Annotated in this window: 18 protein-coding genes and 1 tRNA gene; 8 read left to right on the top strand and 11 right to left on the bottom strand. The window is 59.0% G+C overall.

Annotation, left to right across the window (positions count from 1 at the left end):
* Positions 1 to 149: 149 nt before the first annotated feature.
* Positions 150 to 1,397, top strand: coding sequence for an AGE family epimerase/isomerase (locus AC5YUO_RS11745; protein WP_496153418.1), 1,248 nt, complete (start codon positions 150 to 152; stop codon positions 1,395 to 1,397).
* Positions 1,398 to 1,530: 133 nt separating this feature from the next.
* Here AC5YUO_RS11745 and AC5YUO_RS11740 read toward each other — a convergent pair whose 3' ends face one another.
* Both AC5YUO_RS11740 and AC5YUO_RS11735 read right to left on the bottom strand, forming a co-directional pair.
* Positions 1,531 to 2,091, bottom strand: a complete 561-nt coding sequence (locus tag AC5YUO_RS11740; protein WP_059756755.1) for a dual specificity protein phosphatase family protein — start codon at positions 2,089 to 2,091, stop codon at positions 1,531 to 1,533.
* Between the two features lie 210 nt (positions 2,092 to 2,301).
* Positions 2,302 to 2,754, bottom strand: coding sequence for a hypothetical protein (locus AC5YUO_RS11735; RefSeq protein WP_400813250.1), 453 nt, complete (start codon positions 2,752 to 2,754; stop codon positions 2,302 to 2,304).
* 444 nt (positions 2,755 to 3,198) lie between these two features.
* Between AC5YUO_RS11735 and AC5YUO_RS11730 the strand changes: the two genes are divergently transcribed.
* Together AC5YUO_RS11730 and AC5YUO_RS11725 are read left to right on the top strand one after the other, a co-directional pair.
* Positions 3,199 to 3,831, top strand: a complete 633-nt coding sequence (locus AC5YUO_RS11730; protein WP_400813249.1) for an outer membrane protein — start codon at positions 3,199 to 3,201, stop codon at positions 3,829 to 3,831.
* Between the two features lie 203 nt (positions 3,832 to 4,034).
* Positions 4,035 to 4,406 (top strand): hypothetical protein, encoded by a 372-nt coding sequence (locus AC5YUO_RS11725; RefSeq protein WP_035261012.1) that lies wholly within the window; start codon positions 4,035 to 4,037, stop codon positions 4,404 to 4,406.
* Positions 4,407 to 4,509: 103 nt separating this feature from the next.
* Here the strand turns inward: AC5YUO_RS11725 and AC5YUO_RS11720 are convergent, their stop codons facing one another.
* On the bottom strand, positions 4,510 to 5,016 hold the full coding sequence (locus tag AC5YUO_RS11720) for a hypothetical protein (RefSeq protein ID WP_496153417.1): 507 nt from the start codon (positions 5,014 to 5,016) through the stop codon (positions 4,510 to 4,512).
* Between the two features lie 40 nt (positions 5,017 to 5,056).
* Positions 5,057 to 5,132, bottom strand: a tRNA-Ile gene (locus AC5YUO_RS11715).
* A 180-nt stretch (positions 5,133 to 5,312) separates the two neighbouring features.
* Between AC5YUO_RS11715 and AC5YUO_RS11710 the strand changes: the two genes are divergently transcribed.
* Entirely contained in the window at positions 5,313 to 6,056 is a 744-nt protein-coding gene (locus AC5YUO_RS11710; protein ID WP_496153416.1) for an SIMPL domain-containing protein, read from the top strand.
* 167 nt (positions 6,057 to 6,223) lie between these two features.
* On the opposite strand, the gene AC5YUO_RS11705 is transcribed toward AC5YUO_RS11710, so the two are convergent.
* Both AC5YUO_RS11705 and AC5YUO_RS11700 read right to left on the bottom strand, forming a co-directional pair.
* Positions 6,224 to 6,559, bottom strand: a complete 336-nt coding sequence (locus AC5YUO_RS11705; protein WP_400813247.1) for a hypothetical protein — start codon at positions 6,557 to 6,559, stop codon at positions 6,224 to 6,226.
* Between the two features lie 151 nt (positions 6,560 to 6,710).
* On the bottom strand, positions 6,711 to 7,133 hold the full coding sequence (locus AC5YUO_RS11700; protein ID WP_496153415.1) for a secondary thiamine-phosphate synthase enzyme YjbQ: 423 nt from the start codon (positions 7,131 to 7,133) through the stop codon (positions 6,711 to 6,713).
* Positions 7,134 to 7,386: 253 nt separating this feature from the next.
* Between AC5YUO_RS11700 and AC5YUO_RS11695 the strand changes: the two genes are divergently transcribed.
* Positions 7,387 to 9,939, top strand: coding sequence for an HWE histidine kinase domain-containing protein (locus AC5YUO_RS11695; protein WP_496153414.1), 2,553 nt, complete (start codon positions 7,387 to 7,389; stop codon positions 9,937 to 9,939).
* A gap of 41 nt (positions 9,940 to 9,980) precedes the next feature.
* Here the strand turns inward: AC5YUO_RS11695 and AC5YUO_RS11690 are convergent, their stop codons facing one another.
* From AC5YUO_RS11690 to dnaG, 3 genes are all read right to left on the bottom strand, one after another.
* Positions 9,981 to 10,901 (bottom strand): DUF930 domain-containing protein, encoded by a 921-nt coding sequence (locus AC5YUO_RS11690; protein WP_496153413.1) that lies wholly within the window; start codon positions 10,899 to 10,901, stop codon positions 9,981 to 9,983.
* 195 nt (positions 10,902 to 11,096) lie between these two features.
* The gene (gene rpoD, locus AC5YUO_RS11685; protein WP_496153412.1) at positions 11,097 to 13,151 is read right to left on the bottom strand and encodes an RNA polymerase sigma factor RpoD; all 2,055 of its coding nucleotides are present in this window, start codon (positions 13,149 to 13,151) and stop codon (positions 11,097 to 11,099) included.
* Positions 13,152 to 13,544: 393 nt separating this feature from the next.
* Positions 13,545 to 15,530 carry a DNA primase gene (gene dnaG / locus AC5YUO_RS11680; RefSeq protein ID WP_496153411.1) on the bottom strand — a complete coding sequence of 662 codons (1,986 nt, stop codon included), beginning with the start codon at positions 15,528 to 15,530 and terminating at the stop codon, positions 13,545 to 13,547.
* 173 nt (positions 15,531 to 15,703) lie between these two features.
* Between dnaG and AC5YUO_RS11675 the strand changes: the two genes are divergently transcribed.
* Together AC5YUO_RS11675 and AC5YUO_RS11670 are read left to right on the top strand one after the other, a co-directional pair.
* Positions 15,704 to 16,009 (top strand): BrnT family toxin, encoded by a 306-nt coding sequence (locus AC5YUO_RS11675; protein ID WP_496153410.1) that lies wholly within the window; start codon positions 15,704 to 15,706, stop codon positions 16,007 to 16,009.
* On the top strand, positions 15,960 to 16,292 hold the full coding sequence (locus AC5YUO_RS11670) for a BrnA antitoxin family protein (protein WP_496153409.1): 333 nt from the start codon (positions 15,960 to 15,962) through the stop codon (positions 16,290 to 16,292). Before AC5YUO_RS11675 ends, AC5YUO_RS11670 begins: the two co-directional genes overlap by 50 nt.
* A gap of 290 nt (positions 16,293 to 16,582) precedes the next feature.
* Here the strand turns inward: AC5YUO_RS11670 and AC5YUO_RS11665 are convergent, their stop codons facing one another.
* Positions 16,583 to 17,035: a GatB/YqeY domain-containing protein gene (locus AC5YUO_RS11665; RefSeq protein ID WP_496153408.1), complete on the bottom strand. Its 453-nt coding sequence runs from the start codon at positions 17,033 to 17,035 to the stop codon at positions 16,583 to 16,585.
* 335 nt (positions 17,036 to 17,370) lie between these two features.
* On the opposite strand from AC5YUO_RS11665, the gene carA reads away from it, so the two are divergent.
* The gene (gene carA / locus AC5YUO_RS11660) at positions 17,371 to 18,576 is read left to right on the top strand and encodes a glutamine-hydrolyzing carbamoyl-phosphate synthase small subunit (protein ID WP_496153407.1); all 1,206 of its coding nucleotides are present in this window, start codon (positions 17,371 to 17,373) and stop codon (positions 18,574 to 18,576) included.
* A gap of 134 nt (positions 18,577 to 18,710) precedes the next feature.
* Here carA and AC5YUO_RS11655 read toward each other — a convergent pair whose 3' ends face one another.
* Positions 18,711 to 20,108 carry an MATE family efflux transporter gene (locus tag AC5YUO_RS11655; protein WP_496153406.1) on the bottom strand — a complete coding sequence of 466 codons (1,398 nt, stop codon included), beginning with the start codon at positions 20,106 to 20,108 and terminating at the stop codon, positions 18,711 to 18,713.
* Positions 20,109 to 20,138 lie beyond the last annotated feature (30 nt).

Genomic DNA, 20,138 nt, shown 5'->3' with positions numbered 1-20,138 from the left:
GTCACATAAAGATATGTTTATGTCAATATATCTTCAAGGAACAGGCATGGCTTTGCGCCATTGCGGCACGTTACGAAATTTCACTGACAGATGACAGGTTTATACGGCAAGGATATAAGCCGAAGCAGCAAACCGCATGGAGGATGAGAATGCCCGAGGACGATCGCAACAGCCGCAACTGGAACACCCTGCCCTGGCACCGCCAGTGGCTGGTAAAACAGGCCGAGGGACTTTTCGATTTCTTCCAGTACCGCGCCCTCAACCCTGCCGGCGGCTTCTTCGATCTGGATGCCAAGGGCACGCCGCTTCAGGCAAAGGATCCCGTGCGCGGCATCCATGCGTCGGCCCGCATGGTGCATTGCTTCTCCATCGGCCATCTGCTCGGCCGTCCGGGTTGTGGCGATATCGTCGATCACGGCATGACCTATCTCTGGAACAGACATCGCGACAGCGAACATGGCGGTTATTTCTGGCAGGTGAACGATGCCGGCCCGGTGGATGCCACCAAGCAGGGTTACGGCCATGCCTTCGTGCTTCTGGCCGCCTCTTCCGCCAAGACCGTCGGCCACCCTCTCGCAGACAAGATGCTGGCCGACATTACCGAGGTGCTGGAAACGCGTTTCTGGGAAGAAAAACACGGCGCCATCGCCGAGGAATTCCATCGCGACTGGTCGCCTATCGAGAACTATCGCGGCCAGAACTCCAACATGCACCTGACCGAAGCGCTGATGGCCGCCTATGAGGCGACGGGCGACAATAGCTACCTCAGCAAGGCAGAGCGCATCGCCGATCTCGTCATCCGCCGCCGCGCCGGCGAGCTGGATTTCCGCGTGCCGGAACATTTCGACGAGAACTGGACGCTCGACAAGGCGTATCGCGGCAACGAAATGTTCCGCCCGTCCGGCTCCACCCCCGGCCACTGGCTGGAATGGGCGCGCCTCATCCTGCAACTATGGGTGCTGGGCGAACGCCGCCATGACTGGATGCCGGTGGCCGCGAAATCGCTCTTCGTGCAATCCATGGCGCTCGGCTGGGACCGGGAAAAGGGCGGCTTCTTTTATACGCTCGACTGGAACGACAATCCGGACAAGCGTGCCAAGCTCTGGTGGCCGATGTGCGAAGCGGCGGGCGCTGCCCACTTCCTCAATGAGAACCTGCCGGCGGACAACTTCTACGAAGACAGCTACCGCCGCATCTGGAGCACCATCGCCAACAACTTCATCGACCATGAGAATGGCGGCTGGCATGAGGAACTGACGGAAGATCTGGTTCCCGCCCACACGCTGTTCCCCGGCAAGGGTGATATCTACCACGCGCTCCAGGCCTGCCTCATCCCGCTTTTCCCGGCGACGGGAAGCCTGACGAAGGTGATCGGGGAAAGCGGCGGGGATTATTGAGGCGCGTTGCGGCCAACAGTGCCTCTGCCGTCATGCTCGGGCTTGTCCCGGGCATCTGCAACCTATCCGCTGGACACAACGTGATTAGATCCTCGGCACAGGGCCGAGGATGACGCCGCGTATAAAGCGACACTCAAAACCCGATGGTTTCCTCGAAATCATCCCACGACTGGTACATTTCATAACGCCCGATACCGGGGATCGGCACATGCCCGTAATAGGGCGAAAGCTGAAACTCCGCGGCCGCCTCGCTCTTGCCGGCCACGGCGGCCACATAGATGGCGGAGGCGAGCCCGGTGCGGTTAGCACCATGTTCGCAATGGATGAGGACAGGTTTTTCCGCATTGCGCAGCACGGCCGCCAGCGTTTCCGAATCTTCCACCGAGACCTTTTCGCTTGAACTCAGCGGATAATCGACAAGCCGGATGCCATTATTTTTTGCCGCAAGGCTTTCCGCATCATACCAGCCTTCACGCTTTTCATCGCGCAGGTTGATGATCGTCTTGATGCCATAAGCCTTGGCATAGGCCGCGATGTCTTTGCCGCTCGGCTGAGCCGAACGATAGAGCTCTCCGGGAATGACTTCGTGAAAATTTCCGGTCAGTTGACCGATGCCCATATGCGCACCCGCCAGAACCGGCAGTGCGACAAGGCCGATGGCGGTTATTTTCAGAAACTTTAGAACAATACGCAAAACATCAACCCGCGACATCAATCGAATGAAGGGGGAGATGGCATCGCAAATGGACGAAAACAAGTCAGCGACGGGCCCGGCCGGTTCCCTTGCGGACGATGAGAATTCGCCCATCCGCCCGGAACCGCTGTGACGCAGGGATTTTCCGGTCGCCGCTCACCAGCACGAAAACCTTCAAAATACCGTGATAGACGGGAACCGCCGAACCGCTCAGTCGAATTCCGCGGAAATGACGGTGACACGCCATTCCAGCCGTTGCGGCTCCACCCTTTCATTGTTGCGCATCCGGAACGCCCGGCAGGCCGCGAAAGTCTCACCGGCCTCGATCCGTCTTTCGCTCACCTGATAGGGATCGAAGGAAACGGAGGCGCGGAAGGCCGGCTCGAACCCTTCGAGCGTATAGGTCAGCCGCTGCACCGCGACGTTATTGTCGTTGCGGAAGCTGACACGGATCGGCAATGCCGCATCCGGGCAGGCCGCATCGAATTCGGCGCTCGCGACGATATGGTCGAGCCGCTGATTGCCGCGCCGCCAGTCATAAATCACAAAGGCGGCGGTGGTCGTCCAGATCAGCAACAGGCAGATGACGACGGATTTGAGATGCCGCGGAAACGCAATGAGGGTGAGAAGAAGAATGGCGCTGAGAACGGCTCCGACAATCACGTCGCCCCTCCTCCGCTAGAATAAAGCCTCATGCGATCTTTTCCTCCCATGCCCTTTCCGCCCGCAACGATCCCCCTCGCCGGGAGGCCGCAACGGTGTAGTCTCAACAGCAGCTGATGCCGCCGGCGATGCAGCGCAAAGCACCAGCACCGCCACAGTCTACCACAACTCTATGGTCGCGCCCTGCGCTGTCAAGACAACCAAGCGTGACGTGGGCCAGCCGCCCTGCCGGACCTTTGACGAAACGCCGAAGGGAACCAAACACGGCCAAAGACGTTCGCCGCATCAGAACAGCATGGCGGGGCGATAAAAAGCCGCGATCCGGGGCAAGACGGCCAGCAACGCCGGGAGGACATAAACACCTCTTGGAACCGCCGAACCCCGACCCATATTAAAAGCAGCTAATCTATGCTATGGATGTCAGTCAGCTCAGGGAGAAAAACGATGAAAACGCTGATCGTAACGTCACTTCTGGCCCTGTCGGCCAGCACCGCAATGGCCGCGGATGCCGTCTACGAAACGCCCGCACCTCCGGTCGCGCAGGAAACCCTGCCGGTCTTCACCTGGTCTGGCCCCTATCTTGGTATTCAAGGCGGCGCGGGCTGGGCAAATGGCGATTTTTCAGCGGGCGGCCCGGTCGCCTCGGATAATTTCAACGGCGGCATTCTCGGCGCCTTCGTGGGTTACAATTACCAGTTCGACAATAATATGGTCCTCGGCATCGAAGGCGATGTCGATTATAACTGGAACGACAATGACTATGCCGGCACCAAGATCGGCACCGACTGGCAGGGCTCCGTGCGGGGCCGCGTCGGTTATGCCTTCGATCACGCCCTGCTCTATGCCACGGCAGGCTGGACCGCGACACGCGGCTTCATCGAAACGCCCGGCGCCGGCAAGGACAGCACCACCTTCAACGGCTACACCGTCGGCGCGGGTCTGGACTATGCCTTCACCGACAATGTGTTCGGCAGGCTGGAATATCGCTACAACGACTATAGCGACAAGGACATCTTCGGTATCAACACCGATGTCGACCAGCACACTGTGAAAGTGGGCCTTGGCGTGAAGTTCTGATAGCGACCAATCGATTTCGACAAAAGCCCGGCCATCCGCCGGGCTTTTTTTCGCTGAAAGCCTGCACCCACTGCGGCCGTCTGAGACCAGAGAAATATGAACCGCATAAAAATGAAATATTCACAGGCCGTTCACCCGTCCCGTGCCATCATCCGGGCATAATGAGCCTCTATCTCCCGAAGCAGGCTTATGGAGTAGCCCCGATGAAAAAGATAATTCTTTCCACTATTGCCGCGCTGGTCGCCACCGGCAGCATTTTTGCATCCTATGGCACCGCTGCCGCGCAGGACTATCCCTATCGCCCGCGCTACGACCGGGGTTACGACCGCGGCGGCCCACCCCCGCCGCCCTACCGCGAACACCGCCGCCACAATGATGGCGCGGCGATTGCCGGCGGCCTCGCCGCAGGCGTCATCGGCGGCCTGATCGGCGGCGCCATCGCCAACAGCAACAACGGCCCGCGCTACTACGAGCCGCCACCGCCGCCCCGCCCGCGCTGCTGGTTCGAAGACCGCCGCGTTCCCAATTCCTATGACGGCGGCTGGCATACGGAAAGTATGCGGGTTTGTAACTGACGGCATAGTCGCAACAGACAAGGGCGCCGGACGAAATGAACCGGCGCGCTATGCAGTCGACGTTTGCCCGGCAAAACATATGCCCCTTAGACATAATGTGCGGCTATATTTTCTCAGCAGCCTTCAAGGCGTTAGGTTGAGACGTTCGTTTGGGGACTCGCGCAGTATATGGCCTACCTCGGCTCGTGGTATAAATTGCGGCCCACATTTTCCCTGTTCGAATATCGCCAGTTACGTCTTCGCGAGGATGCGCCATCCCCGTCCATTCTTGTCCGGATCCGAGCATCGTAGGAATTATCGGCGGATGTCCAGGCATTTGAGGATGCAGAACCACAAACGTTTGGCTCGCTTTGTTGCGCCATTTCGCCCATATATTGGGGTACTCCAGTAAACAAAAATGGGTAATCGTAGTAGGAGCATCGCCACGGTTCACAGCGTTTACCACAAGCAAGTTAGTCTGCTCTACTCCGCCTTGGCCAATCAATGTCATATCAGGATTGGCACGCACAGAGATTTTGGGGCCGCTCTCAAACCAGCGTCTGATTTCCAATGCCAGCGCGCCTGTTGCTACAACTGCGGCATAAACTGCTGCCCAATCACTAGCGTTCATTTTTGAAGCCACCCCTTTTCATGACCCGGTTAAGGAGCGATGGTGGGCCCGGAGGGACTCGAACCCCCAACCAAGCGGTTATGAGCCGCCGGCTCTAACCATTGAGCTACAGGCCCTTTTCGGAAAAACCAGTCCGAAACACCGGTTTCGCAATGGCTCGAATCCGGTGGGTCACGCTCTAACGCAATTTTTTGAGGCCGACAAGCCAATGATGCTTTCGCAAAGCAGTGCCGCCGTATTAGCTACACAATCTAAGGCAATACCCTTCAAAGGGACTCAATCAACGAGGAAACACCATGAAGACAAAAACGGCCCGCCTTTTCGCACTCACCGCATTGACCGCGGCGGCCATGATGCCGCTTGCCGCCCAGGTATCTGCGCAGGATGCCAGCCTGCGCGAAGCCACCATCAGTGTTTCCGGCGAAGGCCAGGCGGCCATCGCGCCCGATATGGCTATTCTTTCCTTCAGCGTCGTCAAGCAGGCGGAAACCGCCGCGGCTGCGCTGACTGAAAATTCCAAGGCGCTCGCCGATGTTCTGAAGGCGTTGAAAGAGGCGGCCATCGAAGACCGCGACCTGCAGACGAGTAATTTCTCGTTGCAACCGATTTATAAGCAGAACGAGTCCAAGAACGGCGTTTATGTCGCGCCTGAGATCACCGGCTATCAGGTGTCCAACGGCCTGACCGTGCGGGTGCGCGATCTGAAAAAGCTCGGCACGATCCTCGACACCTCCGTCAAACTCGGCATCAACCAGGGTGGCGATATCACCTTCACCAATGACAAGCCCGAAGCGACGGTGACCGAAGCCCGCAAGCTGGCCGTTGCCGATGCTCTGGCCAAGGCGAAAACGCTGACGGAAGCGGCAGGCGTGAAGCTCGGCCGTGTCATTCAGATCAGCGAAAACTCGCAGCGCCCCATGCCGGTACCGGCGGGCATGATGCGTGCTTCGATGATGAAGGAAGCCGACAGCGTGCCGATCGCTTCGGGCGAGAACAGCTACAGCGTGGTGGTCAACGTCACCTTCGCTCTCGACCAGTAAGATCGACGGCGGGCGGCACCCCGGTGCCGCTCCTGCCCAATCTTGAGTTCAGTCGCTCACATAACGCAAAATAAAATGCCCCTCGCCTGCCTTTCCGGACAAGCGAGGGGCATTTTTGATCCATCTGCCGTACGGGGATATCGGCAGATCGATAAGGGTCGCTGCTGTTAGCGGCGGATTACGGGGCAACCGCGCTCATTGGCGAAGACAATGCGATCACGGCCGCGGCGGTCGAAGCCTGCCACCACGACACGGCGCGGCGATACATCAACCACGCGAGCGCGGCGAAGGCCCATGCGGCTTGCCTTTTCTTCCGCAAGCCAGGGCGAGCAGCCGCGGCTCGGGCGATCCGGGCGACCCCAGCCGGGGCGATGGCCATAGCCATCCTGAACCTGAACTCTGAACTGGACATCCGAGCCTGCGGAAGCCGCTGGCGCAGTGAAGGAAATTCCACCGAGGGCGATGAGGGCAGCCAGGCCGGCTTTTGCGAAGGTGCTGAACATGGACTCACTCCGTTTGTTTCTTTGCCGACAGGGGAACATCCCCCGGCGATTGAGGAGACCCTAGACCCGCCCGTCTGAATATCAGCAGAACCGGATGTTCAGCAGGCGTTCAGGGAGGTTAACGCGGAACGCCTCGATCCGGATCCGGATATCACGGCGAGATATGCAGCACGATTTCGCGCCGATGCGGCTGGTCGCGATGCTCGAAAAGATAAAGGCCCTGCCAGGTGCCGAGCACGAGCCTTCCATCGCTGATCGGCACACCCATTGAAACCGTGGTGAGCGCCGATTTGATATGGGCGGGCATATCGTCGGGGCCTTCGAGGGTGTGGATGATCCAGCGCATGGAAGGATCGTCGGAAGGCGGCACGAGCCGGGAGAAAAACACCGTGAGATCGCGCCGCACATCGGGATCGGCGTTTTCCTGAATAAGCAGCGAGCAGGATGTGTGCCGGACGAAGACCGTCAGCAGTCCCTCTTCCACGCCGGCATGGCTGACGAATGCCTTGGCCTCGGATGTGAATTCATAAAGACCCTGCCCCCGGGTGGCGACGATCATTTTTCTCTGCGGCACATTTTTTCCTTCAACGGGTTGGAACAAAATCGGCGCTGCCAACGTTTCAACATGTCAAATTGTATCCGATGACGTTAGGGATACGACAATTGCGTGACGACGGCCTATAAAAGCAGAACGGAAAACCGGCGTCACAGTTGCAAAAAACGGGGAAGGGTTGGCACTATCAGAATGAATTATTCAAGCTTACCCGTTCCTCGACGAACACAATATTCCCCGTACAAGACAGGCACAGGGTGCGAAAGACTGATTCATGGCCCCCAGTGACTATCATGTCGACCTGACCAATTGCGACCGCGAACCCATCCACATCCCAGGCTATATTCAACCGCATGGCTGTCTCATCGCCTGCGATAACGCCATGCGCATGGTGGTGCGGCATTCCGAAAACTGCCGCGAGCTGCTGGGCATTGGCGGCGATATCAATGGCAGAACCGCCGAAGAGGTGCTCGGTAAAAAACTCGTGCACGATCTTCGCAATGCGCTCACCGTCACCGGCAGAACCACGCGCCCCGCCATGCTGCCCGCCATGGAAATGAGCGATGGCCGCAGCTTCGATATTGCGCTGCACCGCTACAAGTCCACCACCATCATCGAATTCGAGCCTTCCCGCAACGAGACACAGCCGCTGGGCACGGCGCGCAAGATGGTGGACCGCATCCGCGAGGCCGACAGCGTCGAAAGCCTGATCTCCAGAACGACGCGGCTTATAAAGGCGACGCTCGGTTACGACCGGGTGATGATCTACCGTTTCGAGGAAGATGGTGCCGGCAAGGTCGTGTCGGAAGCAAAGCAGCCGGAACTGGAAAGCTTTCTCGGGCAATATTTCCCTGCAAGCGACATTCCGCAGCAGGCCCGCGCGCTCTATCTCAAGAACACATTGCGCATCATCTCCGATGCCAGCGGCGCCCGGGTTCCCGTCCTGCCCGCTCTCGATGCCTCGGGTGAGCCGCTCGATCTGTCCTTCGCGCATCTGCGCAGCGTCTCGCCCATCCATTGCGAATATCTTCGCAACATGGGGGTTGCCGCTTCCATGTCGATTTCGGTGATTGTCGACGGCACACTCTGGGGCCTCATCGCCTGCCACCATTATTCCCCGCGCGTGCTGACCATGCCGGTCCGGATCGCCGCGGAAATGTTCGGAGAGTTTTTCTCCATGCATTTGCAGGTTCTCAAGCAGAAGCGCAGGCTGGATACCGTCAACCATGCCCATGCCGCGCTGGACCGCTTCCTGCGGCTTGCCGCCCATCACGCCAATATCGAAGAACTGCTGATCGACAGCTTTCAGGATTTTGCCGATCTGATGCCCTGCGATGGCGTCGGCCTGTGGGTGGGGAATAACTGGCACGGCCATGGCGCAACGCCGCCGCAGGACGCCATTCCAAGGCTGGCACGTTTCGTCGCCTCGGCGTCGGAGGGAAAAGTCTGGGCGACGCACGCACTGTCGCAGGCCATACCGGAAGCGGAGATCTATGCCGGCACGGCAGCCGGAATGCTCGCCATTCCGCTGTCACAGGTGAAAAACGACTACCTGCTGTTTTTCCGCAAGGAGATCGTGCAAAATCTGAACTGGGCCGGCAATCCGGAAAAATCCTATGAGACCGGCCCGCTGGGCGACCGCCTCACCCCGCGCAAGAGTTTTGCGATCTGGAAAGAGACGGTTCGCCTGCAGGCGCAGCCCTGGTCGGAAGCCGACCGGGAAATTGCGGAAGCGGCGAGAATCGCGCTGGTCGAAGTCGCCTTCCATCACAGCGAGCTGATGGCGGGCGAAAGGGAGCGCGCGGAAGTGCGCCAGCGCATGCTGAACGAGGAGCTCAACCACCGCGTCAAGAATGTTCTGGCCATCATCAAATCGCTGGTCGGCAATCCCTCGCAGGAGGGCAAGACCCTGCAGGAATATGTCACCGCATTGAAGGGCCGCATTCAGGCATTGTCCTTTGCCCATGACCAGATCATTCGCGGTGAAGGCGGCGGCGCGCTTCGTGATCTTCTGGATGCGGAACTGTCGCCGCATCGCTCGCCGGAGACCATTGTGAAACTGACCGGCCCGCAGGTCACGCTCGATTCGCGCGCCTTCTCCGTCATGGCTCTCGTTCTGCATGAGCTGGCGACGAATGCCGCCAAATACGGCGCGCTTTCGCAAAATGGCGGACAATTGCATGTGCGCTGGGACATCAACGAGAACCGCGACTGCGAGATTGAGTGGCGCGAAATCCTGCCGACCAAACTGCCAACGCCATCACGCGCCGGTTTCGGCACGGCGCTCATCAGCCGCAGCATCCCATACGATCTCGGCGGACGCAGCACGATACGTTATCTGCCGGATGGGCTGGAGGCGGAAATTCTTCTGCCTTCCCGTCACGTTTCGTCGGCAACCACGGCCTCAGACGCACAAACCGAGGATAAGGCCGCGCCGCAGCAGAGACGCTATAACCGGGAGGAACCGTTGAAAATATTGCTCGTCGAAGACCAGATGCTGATCGCCATGGATGTCGAGAACATGCTGGAAGACAACGGTATCAAGGCGATTGAAACGGCAACCTCGTCGGCCATGGCCATTGAAAAGCTGAAGAGCTATGTGCCCGATGTGGCCATTCTCGACATCAATCTCGGTTCCGATACATCGATCCCTGTCGCGCGGGAACTCCACCGCCGCGGCATCCCCTTCCTTTTCGCCACCGGTTATGCGGATGGCAGCATGGTGCCGGATGAATTCGGCAACGTGCCTGTTATCAGGAAGCCCTATGATGAGGATGCGCTGATGGCGGGCATTGGGCTGTTGGTTGGTGATCCGGAGCGGGTGTAGAGACTTATGTAACGAGGTTTCCTGTTTGAGAAAACTTGCCCTCACTGAAATCTCGTAAAGCCCCGTTTTTTCGCATCTTCCGGGCTGACCTCATTCCCGATTTTGAACCGGAACTCCGTCACGGTGTAATTTTCCAGATCGACCTCGCACTGGAACGAGACATCATGCCAGCCATTGCCCGTGTTGAAGGCGCCGCCAGAAGCATCGATCGAATTGCCGGAAATCCTGCCGCCCGTGTCCGAATAGGGAATCATGCCTCTGGCGGCAAATCCCGCACCCTGAATCTGAGCCAGGGCTTCGGTGCTGCAAAGCTGAACGACACGGCGACGTGGTGGCAGATCGCCAAACATTTGGCGTCTCTGGGCCGGTGACAGCATGGACGAAGACAGGAGGTTTTTGGCCGCCGGAAGTTTCGCTGGCTTCTTTTCCGTCACTTCCGCCGGCTTTTCTTCAGCCGGCTTGGCCTGCGGCACAGGCGGCTGATCGGGCTGCGCGTCTTCCTTCACCGGTGAAATCGCGATCTCCCCCTGCGCTGCGGAAGCCTGAAGATCGCTGTTGGCGGCAGGAGCTGCGGGCTTTTCCTCAGCCGTTTTTTCAGGCTGGCTTGCAGGTTCTTCGGCAGGCTCGGTCTTTTCCGCTTCCTCCGTCTTGCCCGGCTTGTCCTCGGGGTCCGTCTGCGTTTCCTCGGGCCTCATGGCGATGGCCGGCAACGTCGCCTGCGGCGGCGGCAAAGGTTTTGCCTCTTCCTGTGGCGGCATGGGCGGCGGTGGCGGAGGTTGCGGTTTTTCCTCTTTTGCCTTCTCTTCACCCGGTGGCGGGGCCTCTTCCGCCTTTTTCTCCTCGGGCGGCGACACCAGATCGACGCTGATGCTCTCCGGCTCCTGCGGCTCGGCTATCCGCTCCGGCAGCTCGAAAAGGAAGAGCGCGACGACGACAAGATGCAGCAGAACGGAGACGGGCACTGCCCATCCCTTCCACCGCCATCTGCCTGCCGAAACCTGTTGCATCTCATCGAACCAAATCGAAGCTGAGCATTTCCAGTAAAGCGGAATGCCTGTTTTCACACATAAGGCTTGTCGCAGAGTTCGCCAGTGCGGGAAACAAAAAACCCGGCCAGCGCTGACTGACCGGGTTCAATTTTAAAGGAAACAAACAGCTTAGCTGTCGAGGAAGCTGCGGAGCTTTCTCGAGCGGCTCGGATGCTTCAGCTTGCGCAGCGCCTTCGCCTCGATCTGGCGGATACGTTCGCGCGTGACCGAGAACTGCTGGCCGACTTCTTCCAGCGTATGGTCGGTGTTCATGCCGATGCCGAAGCGCATGCGCAGAACGCGTTCTTCACGCGGCGTCAGCGACGCCAGAACGCGGGTTGTCGTCTCACGCAGGTTCGCCTGAATGGCGGCGTCGATGGGCAGCAGCGCGTTCTTGTCCTCGATGAAATCACCGAGATGCGAATCCTCTTCGTCACCCACGGGGGTCTCGAGCGAGATCGGCTCCTTGGCGATTTTCAGAACCTTGCGCACCTTTTCAAGCGGCATGGCCAGCTTTTCCGCCAGCTCTTCCGGGGTCGGCTCGCGACCGATCTCGTGCAGCATCTGGCGCGATGTACGGACGATCTTGTTGATCGTTTCGATCATGTGAACTGGAATACGGATCGTGCGGGCCTGGTCGGCGATCGAACGGGTAATCGCCTGCCTGATCCACCAGGTCGCATAGGTCGAGAACTTGTAACCGCGGCGGTATTCGAACTTGTCCACCGCCTTCATCAGGCCGATATTGCCTTCCTGAATGAGGTCGAGGAACTGCAGACCACGGTTGGTGTATTTCTTCGCAATCGAGATCACGAGACGCAGGTTGGCCTCGACCATCTCCTTCTTGGCGATACGCGCTTCGCGCTCGCCCTTCTGCACCATCGAAACGATGCGGCGGAATTCGGCGATGGAAATGCCGGTTTCCGTGGAGAGGTTCTGGATTTCCTGACGGATTTCCCGGATCGTGTTGCTTTCTTCGCGGGCGAATTCCTTCCAGCCGCGCGCGGCCAGATTGGCGATCGACTTCATCCAGTTCGGATCGAGTTCCGCACCGTGATACTGTTCAAGGAAGCTGTCGCGTTTGACACCATAGGATTCGGCAAGACGCAACAGGCGGCCTTCGTTCTGCATCAGCCGCTTGGAAATGTCGTAGAGCTGCTCGACGAGGCTGTCGATACGGTTCTGGTTCAGCGACAGCGACTTGACGGCCGTGATCAGCTGATCCTTCAGTTCCTTGTAACGACGCTCCTGGCCGGAAGACAGCGTGCCGGTGCAGGCCAGACGTGCCTCGACCTGCTGATCCTGAAGCTTGCGCAGCTTCTTGTAGGTGTCAGCGATGGTATCGAGCGTTTCCATAACCTGCGGGCGCAGTTCGGCTTCCATCGCGGCAAGCGAAAGGTTGGACTCGTCGTCGTCCTCTTCTTCCTCTTCCGGCGGCAGGCCATCGCCACCCACGTCAGTCACGTCTTCGTCGCCAGTCGGCGCACGCAGCTTGCGGGTCTTTTCCTTTTCTTCGGCGGCCTTGCGGTCAGCCTCGATCTTTTCCGGGCTCTGGAACTGCGGCGCAGCCTTGGCTTCCGGACCGGAATAGGTCGTTTCGAGATCGATGATCTCGCGCAGCAGCGTCGTGCCTTCGTTCAACTCGTCGCGCCAGATGATCAGCGCCTGGAACGTCAGCGGGCTTTCGCACAGGCCCGAAATCATCGTTTCGCGGCCGGCCTCGATGCGCTTGGCGATGGCGATTTCACCTTCGCGCGACAGAAGCTCGACGGAACCCATTTCGCGCAGATACATGCGCACCGGGTCATCGGTACGATCGGTCGGTTCTTTCTTCTTCGCGGTCGCGAGCGCTGTGCCGCCGGAAGGGGCCAGTTCGCCGCCTTCGGACTCTTCGCTGTCGGAATCGCTGTCGTCTTCGCTGGCGGTCGCCTCCTCGGCATCCTCGTCCTCGATGACGTTGATGCCCATGTCGGACAGCATCGCCATCGTGTCTTCGATCTGCTCGGAGGTCACCTCTTCGGACGGCAGGACGGAATTCAGCTCGTCCATCGTCACATAGCCGCGCTTCTTGGCGGCCTTGATCATTTTCTTGACCGCGTCATCCGAAAGGTCGAGAAGCGGGCCGTCCGTCGCACCGTCGCGTTCGTTTTCTGCTTCTTCGTTTTCTTTGACTTTGGTTGCCATCTATCTCGTCGCTTTCCCTGACGCTAACACCTGTTCCGCCGCATCGCCGTCCGCCCCTCGAGCATCCGGCGCATTGCCGCGAATCACTGTCAGACACCTAACGGAGTGATCTTTAATTGCCGATTAACCACGGCAGCCTCAGGCAGAATGCAAAGACAGTGCACCCGGAAATGCTTGCTCATGCAATTTCTATCCGCCAAGGCTCATTCCACCTTACTTTTCCTGAAATGGTGATTCCCGCTATTTCCCCTCCCGTCAAGCCTTTGAGGGCGAGACAGCCAGGGAAATTCTTAAAAAGAGCCGCAATTTGCGGGTTATCACCAGACTATCCCCTATTTAGGACGCCTGCCGCAAAAGGCAACCCCAGACACCTTTCAATTCTGCCGACCATCCTCAGCCATGACCAACGGCCGGCCCCTTAACCCGACCGGACATGACCCCGAAACCATCGATGATCGCCTCCTGATTTTCCATCCGGCCGATTTCGAGCTGCACTTCTGCCAGCACCCGCACCAGCAGCGTGCCGCGCTCATCATCCGTCGCCTCGGCGATTTCCCGCTCCAGCTCGCGTTTCTGCCAGAGCAGGGATTTCGTCCGCTTGTGCAGCGAAAGCGCCTGTACATAACCTTCGCGCGCATCCTCCATCGCCGCCTGTTCGGTCGCGGTCCACAGGCGGGCATTGCGCACCTGCTGGTCCATGGCCTTCAAAAGCCCTTCGAAGTCCTGTTGCGACAGGCGCTCGATCAATCCCGCCCGCGATATGTCGGCTGCATTTTCCGCCGCATAGGTCAACACCGTCGACCACAGGCGCTGCAGATCACGGTTTTCGTAATCGATGGCGGCGATCTCGTCATATTCCTCAAGCAACAATTCGGGATGGTTGACGATGGTGATAGCGAGGACGCTTTCGCGCAGCGAAGGCTTGGTCTGATAGCCCCGGACAAGCCCCGACTGCGCCAGCCGGTCGGAAATGCTGCTGGCCGGCGCGGCCATGGCCCCGCCCCGCCCCGGCGCATTACGCTGGAAGCCGCGTCCCGCCGGCTGCGCACCATTACGGCGAAAATTGCCGTTCTGCGCCCCACCCTGCTGAAAACGCGGCTGGAAAAAGCCGTTCAGCCTGTCACGCATATCCTGCTGGTAGAACCGCCGCACGGTCTCGTCGCCGATAACAGCCACGATCTGCCGCAAGCGGCTTTCAAGCTGCGCGCGTTTTTCCGGCGTATCGAAAGTGACACCTGATGTCTCGCGGCTCCAGATCATCGCCGCAAGCGGCTTGGCTTCCGAAAGCACCCGGTCGAAGGGCGCGCGCCCCTCCAGCCGCACGAGATCGTCCGGGTCCTTGCCGTCGGGCAGCAGCGCGAAGCTGACGGAGCGATCCGGCTTGATATGCGGCAGGGCGAGATCTGCCGCACGGTTGGCGGCGCGAATGCCGGCGCCATCGCCATCGAAGCAGAGAACCGGCTGCGGCGACATTTTCCAGAGGAGATCGAGCTGGCTTTCGGTCAGCGCCGTGCCGAGCGGTGCGACGGCATTTTCAACACCCGCCTGATAAAGCGCGATGACATCCATATAACCTTCGACGGCGATGACAGAGCCGCCGGCCGCCTGCGAGGCGCGTCGCGCGCGGGCGAAATTGTAGAGAACATTGCCCTTGTGAAAGAGCTCGGTCTCGTTGGAATTCAGATATTTCGCCACCGCATCCGCCGCCATGGCGCGGCCACCGAAGGCGATCACTTTTTCTCGCGACGACAGGATCGGGAACATGATGCGGTCACGGAACCGGTCATAGGTGACCGGCACATTCTCATGCACCACCAGCCCGCAGGCCTCCATCTGTTCCTTCGTCACGCCCTTGCTCGCCAGATGCTCCTTCAGCGCATTGCGGCTGTCAGGCGCATAACCCAGCCGGAAGGTCTCGATGGTGCGCCCGGTCAGCCCGCGATCCCGCAGGTAAGCCCGCGCCCGCGCGCCGAGCGCGGTTTGCAACTGATCCTGAAAGAACAGCGTCGCCATTTCCATGACGTCCTGCAGCGAGGTGCGCTCGCGTTCCCGCTTTTCCGCCTGCGGATCGGGCTGCGGCATGGAAATACCGGCCATATCGGCGATCTGCTGCACGGCTTCCGGGAAATTTAAGCCCTCAAGCTCCGTCAAAAAGCGGAAATGATCGCCGGAAACACCGCAACCAAAGCAATGATACCGCCCCTTGCGGTCCTCGCAGTGAAAGCTCGGGCTTTTTTCGCCATGGAACGGGCAGCAGGCCCAATAATCCCCACGCGACGTATTGGTCTTTTTCTTGTCCCAGGACACACGTCGACCGATCACATCGGAGATGTTCACGCGGTCGCGTATCTCATCAAGGAAAGAATTGGAAAAGCGCATGGGTTACCTGTTCGAGGCCAGTCTTTCATATAAGCGCATAACAGCCGCAATACAAAACACTCCGCAAAGAATACCCGATATTCACAGGCGGCATTGACATCAGTGTATATACAGATGAATATACAAGTGTGGCGCATGAGTGCCCGTAAACTGGAAACAGTGTCGGGTGATTCATGGACATCGTGATGAAAGATTTCATCTCCTTTGATTGGGATGGAAACAAGCGGCTTATCAATCTGGCTAAGCACGGTATCGACTTCGAGGATGCAGCGGAGGCGCTGTATGAACCACATATCGAAATACCGTCTGACCAAAACGGAGAGGTCCGCATACGCGCCATTTGCCCGTTCATGGGGCGCCTCATAGCTGTCGTTTACACGATGCGGGGCGAGACATGCCGGATCATATCAGTGCGTGCGGCGCGGAAAAATGAGCAACAACTCTATTACGCGAATAACACTGGAAGAAATACGCGCTAAGCGGGCTCGCGGCGAGAAGAGCGAGACAGACTGGGCGCGTGTCGATGCCATGACCGATGAGGACATCGACCGCGCCACGCGCGACGATCCGGATTGGGCGGGTTTTGAGGATATCGACTGGTCGAAGGCCCAGGTCGTGTTTCCCACCGCCAAAACATCCATTTCCATCCGTGTCGATCAGGATGTCGTGGATTTCTTCAAATCCACCGGCAAAGGTTATCAAACCCGGATGAATGCGGTTCTGCGCCACTATGTGCATGAGCAGAAAAAACGGTCGGGTTGAAGAAGGAGAGCCGCCATTGCGCCAGCTTCCGGCGAATTTATGGCAGTGCAACATCACCAAAAATTATGTTTTTGTAATTTGAGCGACGCGTTGCGGCGATGTAAAAACAAAACACAGTCAAAGGCAGTGTTTGAACATTTACATACACCTGCCGACACCTGCAGGCACGTCCCCCTCGAAAAAGCCTGCGCGGGAGAGCATTTTGATCCGCCGGAATGCATCTTCGTCGGCAGAAAAAAGGCAGGGTAGCCATGGCTACCCTGCCTTTACTTTTTCAGAAGTGGCGAAAGCTACTTCAGCAGATCCTTGACGACACCGGAGGCCTTCGCGAAGTCGATCTGGCCGGGATAACGTTCCTTCAGCGCATTCATGCACTTGCCCATGTCGCGCAGGCCGGAGGCACCGGTCTCGGCGATGACGGCCTGGCACAGTTCGCGCACCTTCTCGGCCGGAATTTCTTCCGGCATGAATTCCTTGATGATGACAATTTCCTCGCGCTCCTGCGCGGCAAGCTCGGGACGGCCGGCACCTTCATAGATGGCGGCGGATTCTTCCCGCTGCTTCACCATCTTCGTCAGGATCTGCATAATATCTTCATCGCTGACGGGGTCCTTGCCCACGCCGCGATTGGCGATATCGCGATCCTTGATGGCGGTCTGGATGAGACGCACGGTCGAGGTGCGGCGTGCATCCCGAGCCTTCAGCGCATCTTTCAAAGTATTAGCGAACGTGTCGCGCAGCATTTTTCTTCTCCTTGGGAAAGCTCATTCCGCAGCTTCCTGATCGGTAAACTTTCCGCCTTATTTTTCGCAACGACATAAACGAGCAAACACGCTCAAGCAAATCAATTGCATAAGCCCTTGAATCTACGACAGCTTAATTCCGCGTAAATCTTGGCCCTGCGGTTGACCGCTTGGGCTGCTTTCGTTATTTTCCGGCACCTGCACGAGATTTTAACGAAGGGTCGGAACGCGAGCTTTATCGCGCGCCCCTTTATGTCACGAAGCCTGCGACAAAAATGGCCCCTTACCCCCTGCCTTTCAAGAGGCGGGGTGCGAAGCGGCAGAAACGGAACGAGATGACCGAGACAGCGCCCTGGACTACCCGCAAACCGACCGCAATGCTTGTTCTTGCCGATGGCACAGTGATCGAGGGAACCGGTATCGGCGCAACCGGCAAGGTTCAGGCCGAAGTCTGCTTCAACACGGCGCTGACGGGTTACGAGGAAATCCTCACCGACCCTTCCTATCTCGGCCAGATCGTCACCTTCACCTTCCCGCATATCGGCAATGTCGGCACCAATGAGGAAGACATTGAAGACCTGACGCCCGCCGCCCGCCGCGGCGCCGTCGGCGTCATTTTCAAGGCCGACATCACCGATCCCTCGAACTTCCGCGCCGCCAAGCATCTGGATGCCTGGCTGAAGGCTCGCGGCGTCATCGGCCTCTGCGGCATCGACACCCGCGCGCTGACGGCATGGATCCGCGAAAACGGCGCGCCGAACGCGGTCATCGCCCATGATCCGAACGGCGTCTTCGACATCGAGGCGCTGAAGGCCGAAGCCAAGGCATGGAGCGGCCTCGTCGGCCTCGATCTCGCCATCGAAGCCACCTCCGGCCAGTCCTCCACCTGGGCTGAAACGCCGTGGGTCTGGAACAAGGGTTACGGCACGCTCGGTGAAGCCGATGCGAAATACCACGTCGTCTGCGTGGATTTCGGCGTCAAGCGCAACATCCTGCGCCTCTTCGCGGGTCTCGATTGCAAGGTCACGGTGGTTCCGGCCCAGACTTCGGCCGAAGACATTCTCGCACTGAAGCCGGATGGCGTCTTCCTCTCCAACGGTCCGGGAGACCCGGCCGCGACCGGCGAATATGCCGTGCCGGTTATCCAGAACCTCATCAAGAGCGAGCTGCCGATCTTCGGCATCTGCCTCGGCCACCAGATGCTCGGCCTCGCCGTCGGCGCAAAGACCGAAAAGATGCATCAGGGTCATCACGGCGCCAACCACCCGGTCAAGGACTGCACGACCGGCAAGGTGGAAATCGTCTCGATGAACCATGGCTTTGCGGTCGACACCAAGTCGCTGCCCGAGGGCGTCGAGGAAACCCACACATCGCTGTTCGATGGCACCAATTGCGGCCTGCGGATCGTCGGCAAGCCGGTCTTCTCCGTCCAGCACCATCCGGAAGCATCGCCCGGCCCGCAGGACAGCCACTATCTCTTCCGCCGCTTCGTCAACCTGCTGCGCGAGAGACAAGGTGAGGCAGCGCTTGCCGAGCGCTGATGGACCATCCCCAAACTCCGCGTCATCCTCGGGCTTGACCCGAGGATCCATCGGGACCTGGTGGAATGGATCCTCGCCTCAAGGGCGAGGATGACGACACAGAGTTACATGCCAGAACGATCACGGCCCGCTTTTCAGCGGGCCGTTTGCATTTCGCGCTTCACCAGAATGACGAAACGCACGGACAGCAGGACGGCCGCCGTCGAAAGGCCGATCACGAAACCGAACCAGACGCCGCGCCCGCCAAAACCGAGCGGAAAGGCCATGGTCCAGGCAAGCGCCAGCCCGATCGGCCAATAGGAGATCAGCGCCAGCATTGCCGGAATGCGCGCATCCTTCAATCCGCGCAGCAGGCCCGCCGTCACGGCCTGAATGCCATCGACCAGCTGGAAGATGCCGGCAATCACCACGAGGCTGCTGGCATAAGCAAGCACTTCCGCAGCCTCCGGCAATTTCGGATCGAGGAACCATTTCGCCAGAAATTCAGGGACCGCCGCAAACAATATGCCGCCGCAAATGGCGATGCCGCAGGCGATGGCGTAAATCATGATCGAGGCGCGGATGAGATTTTTGAAATCCCCCTGCCCCCGCGCAACGCCCACGCGAACCGTCGCGGCCTGGGAAAGACCTAACGGGATCATGAAGGCGATGGAGGCCAGCTGCAGGGCAATGCCGTGGGCGGCAAGCTGCACCGTGCCGATCTGCCCCATCAGGATCGAAGCGGCCGCAAACAACGTCACTTCGGCAAGAATGGTGATGCTGATCGGCAGGCCGAGGCGCAGCACTTCGAAAAGCGCATGCCAGTCCGGTCGCCAGAAGCGCACGAACAATTCGTATTTCCTCGTTTCCTCCCGCGTCTGCACATAAGCGACGATGAAGATGAAGCTGAAGGCATTGACGATGACGGCGACGACGGCCGCACCGTTCATGCCCATCGCCGGCAATCCGAAATGGCCGAACACCAGCGCATAGGCAAGCACGCCATTCATCACCAGCATGATGATGGTGACATAAAGAATGATGCCCGCCCGCCCGATGGCGCTGACAAGTCCGCGCAGGACATAAAACAGCAGCGCCGGCAAAAGGCCGAACTTGGCGATGGCGAGATAATGGCCGGTCAGTGCCGCCACATTCGGGTTCTGTCCAAGGGAAACGAGAATACGTTCGGCATTAAAGAAGATCGGCAGAGCGAGCAGCCAATAGGCGATCGCCACCCACATGCCCATGCGCAGCGAACGACGGGCCGCCGTCGCATCGCCCTGGCCATAGGCCTGCGCCACCATCGGCACCACGGCCACCGAAAATCCCGAGCCGAAAATGAAGACGACAAAGAAGAACTGCCCGGCCAGCACCATGGCCGCCAGCTTTTCAGCCCCCAGCTGGCCGACGATGACCATGTCAGTGGTATGGATGCCAAGCTGTGCGAGCTGTGCGCCGATAAGCGGAATTCCCAGCACAAGCGTAGCCTTGAAATGCGAAAACCACGACCCCGATCCGGAAGGAACGGTTCCTGCAACAACCGACGAAGACATTGTAATTCACCTGAACCTTGGCCGTTGCCC

Source organism: Agrobacterium sp. LEGMi-208b, from assembly GCF_059511785.1.
The sequence above is the reverse complement of the archived record's forward strand: the minus strand, read 5'-3'. Positions and strand labels throughout refer to the sequence as shown.